The sequence below is a fragment of the Acidovorax sp. DW039 genome (assembly GCF_037101375.1).
Classification (GTDB): Bacteria; Pseudomonadota; Gammaproteobacteria; order Burkholderiales; family Burkholderiaceae_C; genus Acidovorax.
The window spans coordinates 2,687,838-2,699,343 of sequence record NZ_AP029019.1 but is presented as its reverse complement, the minus strand read 5'-3'; the positions used below and the strand labels follow the sequence as shown (position 1 = coordinate 2,699,343).

Here is an 11,506-nt window from a genome sequence, read left to right as displayed (position 1 = left end):
CCCTCTGAGCTACACCGCGGGCGTCCGGCAAAGTTCGCTGCTGCAAACCCGCTAACCCATCGCCACAGCGAACAGTTCATTGCGAAAGTGAATGCCCAAGCGTCCAAAGGCTCTGTTGCGATAGGTCTTCACGGTCGGCAGGCTCAGACCAAGATCTGAAGCGATACCTTCCTGTGTCATACCCTGCAGCAACCGGGTGCACACATCCAGTTCGCGTTCTGTGAGGCTGGAATTGGCACGCAACAGCTTTTCGCGTAAATCGGGAAGCTTTGGAGTGTGTGAGCGCGGTAAGCCTGACTTTGCGTGCAGAAGCTGTACTGGCGGCTTCGAATGCTTCTCGCCCAAAGAGATGTGCTTGCGAGCCAGTGACAACAGCACGGGCGCGATGGTTTCAAAGTCACCGATCTGTCTGTCCAGAAACGGCTGCTGGTGCTGATGGCGGTAGAAGTTGACGGCGAATACCGCCCCATCATCCTGCTGCTCCACGATGGACACCCTTTCGGCCATGCCATGGGCTTCGTAGACCCGCGCTTGATGCTCCCCACCCACTTCGCTGGCGGTGAGGTGGCATAGCCTGAAACCCGAGGGCGCTACATCTTCACCCCAGGTGCGGTCGGTGCGGTAGGGGCCTGACAGATAGGCCCACCAGCAATCCTGTGTGGTGTCGGGAATGCCATGGCTTGCTGACATATAGAGCGTGGGGCGGCATTGCCGACCGGTGCGGTAAACAGACCAGGATGCTGCAGGTAGTACCGGTGCCAGCTCTTTCAGCATCTGAACCGCAAACGACGATTCCCCCAGCTGCTGGACCATGCCTCCGAGCGCAGTACTTAACGGATTGCATGCAGGGGTTGCGTATTCCGCAGCCTGCTGCGGTAGCCAGTGCCTCATGGGGTGTGGATCGCAAATGGATGGGTTGTCGTCATGTTGTCATCTTCAAGGATGACATCAGTCAAACATCTCGGGATTTACGCTTACCAACCTGCTGAGAGCTTTTGCAGCCCTTTTCGCAGTGCCCGTTGTTCCCGAATTTTCGCGCGGTCCAGCCATCAAACTTTATGAACGAAACCCTCTCATTCTCCGAACCTGCATTGCGCTTCTTTGCCGACTTGAGAGTCGAGGTCGGCACTCCACAGGAAGTGGGGCGAACCGTCCATGGCGTGCGGCGCCTGATTCCCATTGTTGGCGGGCAGGTGCAGGGTGCTAGCTGGACGGCGAAGGTATTGCCCGGAGGCGCCGATTTTCAGCTCATCGTCAATGACACCTTGGCGGAACTGGATGCGCGGTACACGCTGGAGCTGGACGGTGGCGACCTGGTGTATGTGCAAAACCGCGCAGTGCGTTCAGGCCCGGCAGAACTCATGACCAAGCTGGCTCGCGGCGAATCTGTGGATCCCCTGCTCATTTACTTTCGCTGTAGCCCCAGCTTTGAAACGGCATCACCTGCACTGCAGTGGATCACGCAACGCATGTTCACCGGCACGGGAGCGCGTTTTCCGGACGCTGTTGCCATGCGGTTCTGGGAACTCATGTAGTCGCTCGCTGGCTCCCGCTTTTCCCGCTCGCAAACCATCTCTTTCAAAAAACTAACAGGAGACACTCATCATGCAATTTTTTCCAGCGTCAAAGCGCCGTTTCGCTGTGCGTGGCATTTGCGGTGCCGCAGTGGTGGCTTTAGCTTGGGGTTCATTCCCAACCGTGCATGCACAAACGGCTGCCTACCCCAACAAGCCGGTGCGCATCATTGTGGGATTTGCAGCTGGTACCGGGCCAGACATTGTGGCCCGCCTGCTGGCGCAAAAGCTTTCTGAGGGCTGGGGCAATCTGGGCGTCATCGTTGACAACAAGCCTGGGGCAGGGGGGCTGATTGCCGCAGGTGAAGTGGCACGCGCCGCGCCTGATGGGTACACGTTGATGCTGGGTGAAACCGGGCAATTGAGCATTGCTCCCAGCAGCTACAACAAGCTGCCCTACGACCCTCAAAAAGACTTTGCTCCAGTCAGCCAGGTCGTCACTGCAGATTTCGCTTTGCTGGTGAACCCGCAAAAGGTGCCAGCGCGCAATGTGAAGGATTTTGTGACCTGGACACAGCAGCAAAAAGGGCTGTTCCTTGCCACCTTTGGGGCAGGAACCCCAGGGCATTTCGGGGCCTTCATGTTTGGCGATGCCGTCAAGCTCAAACCCGAGCCGGTGCATTACAAAAACACTGCAGACGCGCTTGGGGGCTTGTTCAGTGGCGATGTGCAAGGTGTCTTTGCCAGCGTGGGGCTGGCTGCGCCGAACGTCAAGTCTGGCAAGCTGGTGGCATTGGGCACTACAGGCGGAACTCGTACCAACGTCTTGCCCGATGTGCCGACCATCAAGGAGCAAGGCTATCCCTCGCTGGAGTTCAACTCGTGGTTTGGCATTGTGGCTCCGGGCAAGACCCCGCCCGAGGTTCTGAGCCGCTTGCAGGCAGACATCATCAAGGCTGTGCAGTCGCCCGAAGGCAAGGCCAAGCTGGAGGACGCAGGGTTTCGCGTCACAGGCACCACCCGGGAAGAGTTCGCACGGATCATTGCCGCCGACACGGTGACTTGGGGCAAAGCGGTTGCGGCGACGGGATTCAAGGCTGACTGATCAGCCCAGCGCATAAAAAGGAGGAGACAGCACCATGAGAACACGCCGATTGACGCACCCCCACAGCTTGAAAGCCACAGTCATCAAGACGCTGCCAGTCGCACTGCTCCCGGTAGCCATCGCTGCCTGTGGTGGTGGCACTGCCGTGTTGGTGAATGACGCCACGGCGCCCGCCACGGCCTGCGCCGAGCTGCCCGCAAAGGCACTGCTGACCAACACCACGCTGAGCACCAGTTACGTGCCGCCTGACACGAAGCGCCCAGGCGGGGCCACTTCGGGGAACTATCTGCCGGGTCATTGCGTGATCACAGGCAGCATCAATCCACGGGTAGGGGTGGATGGGAAGAACTACGCCATTGGTTTCCAGTTGAGTCTGCCTGACCAATGGAACGGCCGCTTTCTGTTCATTGGCGGTGGGGGTAACGATGGGATCTTGCGCGACACATCGCTCAGCTCCAGCATATCGGGAGGCACTCCGTCGCCTTTGGGGCAAGGCTTCGCCGTGGTCTCAACGGACGCAGGACACTCGGGCACCACGGCCAGCTTTGGTGCCGACCCACAGGCGCGTATCGACCATGCTTACAACTCTTATGACAAGACGGTCGTCGCCGCAAAATCACTGATCAGCACCCGCTACGGTCGCAAGCCTGATTACTCCTATTTTTCGGGCTGCTCTGGCGGTGGGCGCCAGGGGATGATGTTCTCGCAACGTTTCCCGGACTACTTTGACGGAATCACTGCAGGTGCGCCTGCCATGCGTGTCTCCAGTGGGGCCACCATTGCGGCCATGTGGAACACCATTCAATTCAATGCCATCGCGCCCCAGGATCCCGCCGGCAACCGCATCCTGTCCCAGGCTTTCAGCAATGCTGATCTGAAACTGGTAGCCAATGCCGTCAACGCCACGTGTGATGCAGCCGATGGCGTGGTGGATGGGCTTGCGCAGAACATTAACGCTTGCAAGGCGTTTGATCCCAAGGTTCTGCAGTGTGCAGGATCGAAGTCGGAAAGCTGCCTGTCCTCAGGCCAGGTCAATGCGCTGAAGCAGGTTTTTGCTGGGCCCAAAAACTCTGCAGGCAAGGCGCTGTACACAGGGCAACCGTGGGATGCCGGGCTTGCAGCCCCTGGCTGGCGCAGCTGGACGCTGGGCAGCTCCACCACGGCAACGCCGGATGCTCGCTACATCACCTTGATGGTCGATGCGCTGATCAACGAGTTTTTCACGCCGCCTGACCTGGGCTTCAATCCGCTGAATTTCAACTTTGACTCAGACCCTGCCCGGATGGCGGCCTATTCGGCGATTTATGACACCTACGCAGACGACAAGCTGACTGCCTACAAGCAGCGCGGCGGCAAGCTGCTCTTCATCCATGGCATGTCAGACCCGATCTTTTCAGCATTTGACACCATCGACTATTACGAACGCCTCGCCGCCAACCATGGGGGCATGGACGCCGTGCAGAGCTTTGCCAGAACCTTCCTCGTGCCGGGCATGAACCATTGCTCTGGTGGCCCAGCCACTGACAACTTTGACTCGATCCAGACCATGGTGGATTGGGTGGAGAGGGGCGTTGCCCCACAAACTATTCCAGCAAAGGCTCTGCCAAGCAGCACCGACTTTCCCAACCGCACCCGGCCGCTGTGTCCCTATCCGCTCTTCGCCAAATACAAGGGAACAGGCAGTGTAGAAGACGCCGCTAACTTTGCCTGTACCGCACAGTGATGGAACGGGGGCATGCATGGAGACGCACAGACACGTGCATGCCCCCAATCACGAACAAAGCGCTTGATCCCTTTCTGCTTGATGAAACTGCGAAGGCGGAGTAGGGCATTTCTGGCAGCGCTGTAGGGTGCTCTCCTGCATTGAATGGATGGCGTGTGTGCCACCATAGCTCTACAGCAAGGCTTTCCTCCTTTCTTGAGGAAAGCTTCAGCTCATCAAGCAGGAGTGTTCATGTCTATGCGAACCCGAACCATTTTTTCTCGAGCTATTTCTGGCTCTGTAGTTGTGCCATTGCTGGCAAGCTTGTGCGTAATGGCGGCGCCCGCCTGGGCCGACGACGAGGCTTCTCTGGCAAGAGGGGCGCAGGAAGACACAACGCCCCAGCAGCGTTACCAGACCGCCATTCGTGAAGCAGGAGGAGGTCTCAAATTGAACCTGGCCGCCTGTAAGGAAATGCCCTCGAACGAGCGCTCTGCATGCAATCAGCAAGCCAGGGCGCGATATCAAGAAGAAATGGCTGCAGCCAAAGAGTTGCTGAAGAACCCACAGGCTCGACCACTCAATGTGACCGGCAGCCCTATCCGTTCGACAGTAACGGCCATTGAAAGCAAGCCATAAATAAAAACAGGCCCGGGGTTCCGGGCCTGTTTTTATTTGACGTCTTCGTTCTGCGCTGCAACGAGTGCCGCAGAGGGTGTGACCCGTCTGGCGCCGTCAAACCTGCGTTGCCAGTAGCTCTGGCGCATGTCTTCCACGCGCACTTCAGAGCCGCTACGGGGTGAATGGATAAATTTGTTGTCACCCACATAGATACCTACGTGGCTGAATGTGCGACGCATGGTGTTGAAGAACACCAGATCTCCAGGTTGCAGCTCTTTTTTGTCGATCACTTCGGTGGAAGCCGCCTGCTGGTCAGCACGGCGCGGGAGCATCAGGCCGACCGTTTGCTGGTAGATGGCGCGTACAAAACCGCTGCAATCGAACCCGGTTTCGGCGCTGTTTCCACCGCGCTTGTATGGAACCCCCAGGAAGCCCATGGCATTCACCACCAAGTCAGATGCCCGGTCAGCCACGGTATGGGCCTTGTCAGCCATGCTCAGGCGGACATGTTCCAGTTGGGTGAAGAAACCTTTGTCAGACAAAAGGCGGTCGATTTCGTCGGAGTTTGCATCTACCGGCGCCGCATGGGCGGATGCTGCAAAAGCGATGAGAAGGGAACAGAGCCATTTGGACATGGGGGCGAAGGGTACCACGGTTGTGTGAAAAAATTCCTTGCTTGCAACACGTTACATGACGTGTATCAGGAGCCGCTCTGTAAGAGCGCTGTCCCGGCTGAGACAGTTGTGAGGTACAAGCAATATTCAGGCCTGATGTGCTTGCGAGGCGCTGGAGCTGCCTGTAATAGCTGCATTTGTGCTCACTGCTGCGACAATCCCTTTTTTGCTTTTGATGCCCTTCTTGGGGCTTATTGCCATGTTGCTTGATGCAGAAGAATCTCAGTTGGTGCTGGTGGATTACCAGGAGCGCCTGATGCCCGCCATTTTTGAAGGGCAAGCTGTCCTGACCAATGCACGGCTGCTTGCCAAGGCCGCCAAGCTGATGGAGTTGCCGCTCTGGGGCACGGAGCAGAATCCCTCACGGCTGGGGGCTAACGATGCCGAATTGCGGTCCTTGTGTCATCGCACTTTGGCCAAAATGCATTTCAGTGCCGCAGAGGAGGGCTTGGGCGAATGGCTTCGTCCGCCTGCCAAGCCGCAGCAGGGCGGTAATGCTCGCAGTCTGCCGAAGCATCTCCAAAAACCACCGCAGCAGGCGCCTGAGCGCGGCAGCATCGTGATTGCGGGTTGCGAGGCGCATATCTGCCTCTTGCAGACGGCTCTGGACCTGATTGAAGATGAATTTGACGTATGGGTGGTGACAGACGCCTGCAGCTCCCGTACCGAGCGCAACCGGGATGCCGCCTTCGACCGACTGGCCGGGGCGGGCGCGGAGTTGGTGACTACAGAAATGGTGGTCTATGAATGGTTGAGAACCTGTGAGCACCCTGATTTCAAGGAAGTGCTTGCGCTGGTGAAATAGCCTGCTATTTCCAAGTCTGCCAATTTGGAATCTGCCCGATGCAAGCGCAGGTGCTATAAAAAAATATAGCTGCCTGCGCTTGTTCCTGTTGCGTTGCAGGCCTATAGTCTGCATATCCAGATCAGCGCAGACCAGCACCTTCCGCGCCATAGGCGCGTTGAATGAGTTCAATCTTGTAGCCATCAGGATCGGTCACAAAGGCAATCACCGTCGTGCCGCCCTTGACGGGGCCGGGTTCGCGGGTCACGTTGCCGCCTGCGGCTTTGATCTTTTCGCAAGCAGCGTATGCGTCTGGCACGCCCAGCGCGATGTGGCCATAGGCTGTACCCAGCTCGTAGCTTTCCACGCCCCAGTTGTAGGTCAGCTCAATTTCCGCCTGACCAGGGTTGCCACCGTCAAAACCCAAAAACGCCAGGGAGTACTTGTACTCGGGGTTTTCGGACTGACGCAGCAGTTGCATGCCCAGCACGTTGGTGTAGAAGTCAATCGAGCGTTGAAGGTTGCCAACGCGAAGCATCGTGTGGAGGAATCTCATGGCCTCGATTGTGCCGGCAAGTCAAAAACCAGGCATGTGGTGGTGGCGTGGGCATACAGCGTGCCATCAGGGCCTGTCAGGCGTGCCTCTGCGGTGGCCAGTTGCCGCCCGCAGTGGATTACACGGCCTACCGCACGCACCCGCTGCACCTTGGGTGTGATGGCTTTGACCAGATTGATTCCTAACTCTGCAGTGGTGTAGCCCCGGCCTGGGAGCATGCAGGTGTGAACAGCGCAGCCCAGCGCGGAGTCGAGCAGGGTGGCGAACCAGCCTCCGTGGACTGTGCCCATGGGGTTCATGTGGTGCGCTCCAGGGGTCCCCTGAAACGTGGCTTCGCCTTCAGCCACTTCCACGATCAGGAAGTCCAGCGTTTTTGCCATGGGTGCATAGGGCAGTTCACCTCGGAGCATGGCTTGCATCTGTTGCAAACCTGTCATGGTGGCAATTTGCTCTCTGCTGGCGACGCCGGGTCCGGGTCCTTTTTCAAGGCGCGCCAAAACTTCTTGCTCCTGTGCAAGCCATTGCTCAAGTTGGTGATGTCGGGTCATGGTTTTCCTTGGGTGAGTGAGAGCGCGAGGTTGAAAATTTAATATTGCATATGCAATTATTGCAGATACAATAATTTGCATGCAAGAAGACGCTCCCGCTCCCCGTTCCGTCATGCCGCAAGGTTGCACCAACCTCAAATTGCGTCAGTTGATGCGCCGCGTGGCCAGCCACTACGACGCCCAAATGGCTTTGTGTGGATTGAAGACGACGCAGTACTCATTGCTGTCGCACGTGCTCAAGCTGGGGCCATTGCGTCCTGGCGAGTTGGCTCAGGCCATGAAGATGGACGCCTCGACATTGACCCGCAATTTGCGACCGCTCATCGATGCAGGTTGGGTGGAGCTGAGGGCGGGGGCAGACGCCCGCAGCCGACTGGTGCACATCACCGACGCTGGCCGCAGCAAGCGGACCGAGGCGCAGCGTCACTGGAAAGCGGCACAGCTCGCACTCAACGACGCCCTGGGTGCAGAAAGGGTGGTGGCGCTGCATGCGTTGATTGATGCGTCACTGGATTTGCTGGCGGAATTGCCCTCCCAAGATGACCACCGTGAGACCGCGTCATGAGTGCCGCGACTTTAGCACTGAACCCGAGAACCCGCCTGCTGCTGGAGGCACCGATCGCGCCCACATTGCTGGGACTCGCATTGCCGAATGTGCTGGTCATGCTGGCCCAGGCAGGCGTGGGGCTGATAGAAACCTACTTTGTCGGCCAGCTGGGTACGGATGCTCTGGCGGGCATGGCTCTGGTCTTCCCGGTGGTCATGCTGATGCAGATGACATCGGCTGGGGCCATGGGAGGAGGCATCGCTTCCGCCATTGCCCGTGCACTTGGCGGCCAGCGGCGTCAAGACGCCGATGCCCTGGTGCTGCATGCGCTGGTGATTGCCGCCGTGTTCTCGCTCATGTTTTCGATAGCTGTGGTGGGAGGAGGGCGCTGGCTCTACTCTCGCATGGGGGGAACCGGTGCAGCGCTGGAGTCTGCGCTGATCTATTCCAACTGGGTGTTTGCGGGTGCCTTTCTGGTCTGGCTGTTCAACACCTTGTCGGCCGTGATACGTGGCACCGGCAATATGGCGATACCCGCTTACGTGACTGTGGTAGGAGCCCTGCTGCTGTTGCCGCTATCACCCATGCTGATCTTCGGCTGGGGGCCGTTGCCTCGCCTTGGCATTGCGGGCGGTGCACTGGCGCTGATGACCTATTACCTGATCGGCAGCGTGGTGCTTGCGGCGTACCTCTGGTCGCCCCGCAGCCTGCTGCGCCCTTCGTTGGCCCACATCCGGTTTCGCTGGCTTTTGTTCTGGGACATTCTTCGGGTTGGATTGGTGGGCACGGTGTCCACGGTGGCGACCAATCTGGCCATTGGCGTCACTACAGGGTTGGTGGGTGGCTTCGGTACGGCTGCGATTGCGGGCTATGGAACCGCGTCCCGCCTGGAGTACCTGCTGGTGCCTCTTGTGTTTGGATTGGGTGCCCCCTTGCTTGCCATGGTGGGTACATGCATTGGTGCGGGTCAGCGTGAACGCGCTCTGCAGGCTACCTGGATCGGCGCCGCCATGGCGTTCACGCTGACGGAAGCCATCGGTCTTTGGGCTGCATTTTTCCCGCACACCTGGTTGTCCTTCTTCAATAACGATCCAGCCATGCTGGCAGCAGGAGCGACGTATCTGCGTGCCGTAGGCCCGGTATACGGCTTTTTCGGTCTTGGCCTGGTTTTGTACTTTGCCTCTCAGGGGGCGGGCCGCTTGCTCTGGCCTGTGCTGGGTAACCTGTTGCGGCTGCTGGTGGCCGTGGCTGGTGGATGGATTGCGTTGCACTGGGGCGGTACTCTGGTCGAGGTTTTCATCGCCCAGGGTGTGGCGCTGGTTTTGTATGGCGTCGTTAACGCATGGGCGATTGCTGGCGGCGCATGGTTTGGCCCGGTTGGCTGGCCCCGCAGCATTGCAACGCTGTCGCAGCGCATACAAGCCTCAGCAGGTAAGGCCTAATGTGCTGCCAGCGCTTTTGATGAAAGCGCTGGCAGCTATCGAATCTGTAGCGAAGGAATGCGAACGCAGGCTTCGCGAAGCGAGACATATCGCTACTCTGCAAAACTAGTATAACTAGATACGATGTATATTATGTTAAGTAAAAACTGAAGTTGCTCTCCACAAATCTGGCAATTGGTCTTCACAAGTGCTTCACCAAAAGCGCGTATTCTTTGCCAATTACCAATGGGTGGCGACATCCGCCTCACCTGCCCAGAGCTGTTGGCTTTCCGATGACCCAGACCCAGCGCCGCGAGTTTTTGCCTCGTCAGATTGTTGACGCATCGATGAACCGCTGGGACTGGGCGCTGCTGCCTTTGGTGCTCGCCGCGCTGGTTCTCGTCGCTTACGGTGCGGCGCAGATGGCAAAGCCGTTTCATGTGGGAGACGCGCTTGCGTTGTCTCTCGACCCCTGGCAACTCCCGTATTACCTGCTGCGAACCACTTTGCGCATGTTCGCAGCCATGGTGGCCGCCTTGTTGTTCAGCGCAGGGTTTGCCGTCTTGGCAGCCAAATACCGCTTGGCCGAGCGCATTCTCATTCCCTTGCTCGACATCCTCCAGTCCATTCCGATCCTGGGGTTCTTGTCGATCACGGTCACTGGCTTTATTGCTCTGTTTCCGGGGAGCCTGCTGGGCGTTGAGTGCGCTGCCATCTTTGCGATATTCACCTCTCAGGCCTGGAACATGGCCTTCAGCCTGTACCAGTCTCTGCGAACGGTGCCTGCCGAACTGCAAGAGGCCGCGCGCGTGTTTCAGCTGTCGGGCTGGCAGCGGTTTTGGCGGCTAGAGTTGCCTTTTGCCATGCCCGGGCTACTCTGGAACATGATGATGTCCATGTCCGGTGGCTGGTTCTTTGTGGTGGCATCTGAGGCGATTTCCGTCTCGCACCAAGACATCAAGCTGCCCGGTGTGGGGTCCTACATCGCAATGGCCATCGAAGCGCGCGACTTGGCCGCCATAGGCTGGGCCATTGCGTGCATGCTGATTGCCATATTGTTGTACGACCAGTTGCTGTTCCGGCCGTTGGTGGCGTGGGCGGACAAGTTCAGATTTGAGGAAAGCGGATCGGATGCAGCACCCCAGTCGTGGCTTCTGGATTGGCTGCGTCGCGCGCGTGGCGTTCAGGGGGCTGCAAGCTGGTGCCAACGGCAGCTGGCGCGTACCCTGACACTGTTTCGCCGCACATACGACGGCACCTCCGTACGGTCGCGGCCTGCTGCGCGTTCAGCCATCACCGAAAGGATCTGGGACGCGGTGCTGGCGGCTGCGGTCCTGTTTGCGGTGGCTCGTCTGGTGCAATTTGTGCACAGCGAAGTCGGCTGGGGCGAGGTGGCACATGTGTTTGTATTGGGCGGGTACACCCTGATCAGAGTGTTGGTGCTGATTGCTCTGGCAGCCCTGGTCTGGGTGCCTGTGGGGGTGTGGATTGGCATGAACCCGCGCTGGTCGGGGCGGCTGCAGGCCGTGGCCCAGTTTTTGGCGGCATTCCCGGCCAACCTGTTTTTCCCGGTGGCCGTGGTTTTGATCGTGCACTGGAAGCTCGATCCGAACGTGTGGCTTTCACCCCTCATGATTCTGGGCACCCAGTGGTACATCCTGTTCAACGTGATTGCTGGAGCCTCCAGCATTCCCAATGAACTGCGGCTTGCCTCGCAGAACCTCGGTCTTACGGGCTGGCTGCGCTGGAAGCGATACCTTTTGCCTGCTGTGTTTCCCAGCTTTGTGACCGGTGCCATCACTGCAAGCGGCGGCTCCTGGAATGCAAGCATCGTGGCCGAGTATGTGACCTGGGGCGACACCACGTTGCAGGCCCAAGGCCTGGGTAGCTACATCGCCCAGATGACGGCTGCAGGTGACTTTCCGCGCATTGCGCTGGGTATTGGAGCCATGGTGGTGTTTGTCATGGGGCTGAACCATTTTGTTTGGCGCCGCCTTTACCAGTTGGCTGAAGAGCGTATGCATTTCTGAATGC

At 58.5% G+C, this 11,506-nt stretch carries 12 protein-coding genes; 8 read left to right on the top strand and 4 right to left on the bottom strand.

Annotation, left to right across the window (positions count from 1 at the left end):
- Nucleotides 1-51 precede the first annotated feature (51 nt).
- Nucleotides 52-813: a helix-turn-helix transcriptional regulator gene (locus tag AACH87_RS12080; RefSeq protein ID WP_338794694.1), complete on the bottom strand. Its 762-nt coding sequence runs from the start codon at nt 811-813 to the stop codon at nt 52-54.
- A 245-nt stretch (nt 814-1,058) separates the two neighbouring features.
- On the opposite strand from AACH87_RS12080, the gene AACH87_RS12075 reads away from it, so the two are divergent.
- The 4 genes from AACH87_RS12075 (at nt 1,059) to AACH87_RS12060 (ending at nt 4,960) form a co-directional block, all read left to right on the top strand.
- Entirely contained in the window at nt 1,059-1,535 is a 477-nt protein-coding gene (locus AACH87_RS12075; RefSeq protein WP_338794693.1) for a DUF3237 domain-containing protein, read from the top strand.
- A 70-nt stretch (nt 1,536-1,605) separates the two neighbouring features.
- Nucleotides 1,606-2,619, top strand: coding sequence for a tripartite tricarboxylate transporter substrate binding protein (locus tag AACH87_RS12070; RefSeq protein WP_338794692.1), 1,014 nt, complete (start codon nt 1,606-1,608; stop codon nt 2,617-2,619).
- A 34-nt stretch (nt 2,620-2,653) separates the two neighbouring features.
- Entirely contained in the window at nt 2,654-4,342 is a 1,689-nt protein-coding gene (locus tag AACH87_RS12065) for a DUF6351 family protein (protein WP_338794691.1), read from the top strand.
- A 231-nt stretch (nt 4,343-4,573) separates the two neighbouring features.
- On the top strand, nt 4,574-4,960 hold the full coding sequence (locus tag AACH87_RS12060) for a hypothetical protein (protein WP_338794690.1): 387 nt from the start codon (nt 4,574-4,576) through the stop codon (nt 4,958-4,960).
- A gap of 32 nt (nt 4,961-4,992) precedes the next feature.
- Here the strand turns inward: AACH87_RS12060 and AACH87_RS12055 are convergent, their stop codons facing one another.
- Nucleotides 4,993-5,577 carry a C40 family peptidase gene (locus AACH87_RS12055; protein WP_338794689.1) on the bottom strand — a complete coding sequence of 195 codons (585 nt, stop codon included), beginning with the start codon at nt 5,575-5,577 and terminating at the stop codon, nt 4,993-4,995.
- Between the two features lie 238 nt (nt 5,578-5,815).
- Between AACH87_RS12055 and AACH87_RS12050 the strand changes: the two genes are divergently transcribed.
- On the top strand, nt 5,816-6,421 hold the full coding sequence (locus AACH87_RS12050; protein WP_338798937.1) for an isochorismatase family protein: 606 nt from the start codon (nt 5,816-5,818) through the stop codon (nt 6,419-6,421).
- 121 nt (nt 6,422-6,542) lie between these two features.
- On the opposite strand, the gene gloA is transcribed toward AACH87_RS12050, so the two are convergent.
- Nucleotides 6,543-6,956, bottom strand: a complete 414-nt coding sequence (gene gloA, locus AACH87_RS12045) for a lactoylglutathione lyase (protein ID WP_338794688.1) — start codon at nt 6,954-6,956, stop codon at nt 6,543-6,545.
- The gene (locus AACH87_RS12040) at nt 6,953-7,504 is read right to left on the bottom strand and encodes a PaaI family thioesterase (RefSeq protein WP_338794686.1); all 552 of its coding nucleotides are present in this window, start codon (nt 7,502-7,504) and stop codon (nt 6,953-6,955) included. Before AACH87_RS12040 ends, gloA begins: the two co-directional genes overlap by 4 nt.
- A gap of 79 nt (nt 7,505-7,583) precedes the next feature.
- On the opposite strand from AACH87_RS12040, the gene AACH87_RS12035 reads away from it, so the two are divergent.
- The 3 genes from AACH87_RS12035 to AACH87_RS12025 all read left to right on the top strand — a co-directional run bounded on the left by AACH87_RS12035 (nt 7,584) and on the right by AACH87_RS12025 (nt 11,502).
- Nucleotides 7,584-8,069: a MarR family winged helix-turn-helix transcriptional regulator gene (locus tag AACH87_RS12035; RefSeq protein WP_338794685.1), complete on the top strand. Its 486-nt coding sequence runs from the start codon at nt 7,584-7,586 to the stop codon at nt 8,067-8,069.
- The gene (locus AACH87_RS12030) at nt 8,066-9,493 is read left to right on the top strand and encodes an MATE family efflux transporter (protein ID WP_338794684.1); all 1,428 of its coding nucleotides are present in this window, start codon (nt 8,066-8,068) and stop codon (nt 9,491-9,493) included. The genes AACH87_RS12035 and AACH87_RS12030 overlap by 4 nt, the downstream gene beginning before the upstream one ends.
- 272 nt (nt 9,494-9,765) lie before the next feature.
- Nucleotides 9,766-11,502: an ABC transporter permease subunit gene (locus tag AACH87_RS12025; RefSeq protein WP_338794682.1), complete on the top strand. Its 1,737-nt coding sequence runs from the start codon at nt 9,766-9,768 to the stop codon at nt 11,500-11,502.
- Nucleotides 11,503-11,506: the final 4 nt, after the last annotated feature.

Excerpts from the sequence above, each read along its gene's own strand:
- gloA (WP_338794688.1), bottom strand. The coding sequence starts at position 6,956 with ATGAGATTCCTCCACACGATGCTTCGCGTTGGCAACCTTCAACGCTCG.
- AACH87_RS12070 (WP_338794692.1), top strand. The coding sequence starts at position 1,606 with ATGCAATTTTTTCCAGCGTCAAAGCGCCGTTTCGCTGTGCGTGGCATT.
- AACH87_RS12075 (WP_338794693.1), top strand. The coding sequence starts at position 1,059 with ATGAACGAAACCCTCTCATTCTCCGAACCTGCATTGCGCTTCTTTGCC.
- AACH87_RS12055 (WP_338794689.1), bottom strand. The coding sequence starts at position 5,577 with ATGTCCAAATGGCTCTGTTCCCTTCTCATCGCTTTTGCAGCATCCGCC.
- AACH87_RS12030 (WP_338794684.1), top strand. The coding sequence starts at position 8,066 with ATGAGTGCCGCGACTTTAGCACTGAACCCGAGAACCCGCCTGCTGCTG.
- AACH87_RS12080 (WP_338794694.1), bottom strand. The coding sequence starts at position 813 with ATGGTCCAGCAGCTGGGGGAATCGTCGTTTGCGGTTCAGATGCTGAAA.
- AACH87_RS12040 (WP_338794686.1), bottom strand. The coding sequence starts at position 7,504 with ATGACCCGACATCACCAACTTGAGCAATGGCTTGCACAGGAGCAAGAA.
- AACH87_RS12050 (WP_338798937.1), top strand. The coding sequence starts at position 5,816 with ATGTTGCTTGATGCAGAAGAATCTCAGTTGGTGCTGGTGGATTACCAG.
- AACH87_RS12025 (WP_338794682.1), top strand. The coding sequence starts at position 9,766 with ATGACCCAGACCCAGCGCCGCGAGTTTTTGCCTCGTCAGATTGTTGAC.
- AACH87_RS12065 (WP_338794691.1), top strand. The coding sequence starts at position 2,654 with ATGAGAACACGCCGATTGACGCACCCCCACAGCTTGAAAGCCACAGTC.
- AACH87_RS12035 (WP_338794685.1), top strand. The coding sequence starts at position 7,584 with ATGCAAGAAGACGCTCCCGCTCCCCGTTCCGTCATGCCGCAAGGTTGC.
- AACH87_RS12060 (WP_338794690.1), top strand. The coding sequence starts at position 4,574 with ATGTCTATGCGAACCCGAACCATTTTTTCTCGAGCTATTTCTGGCTCT.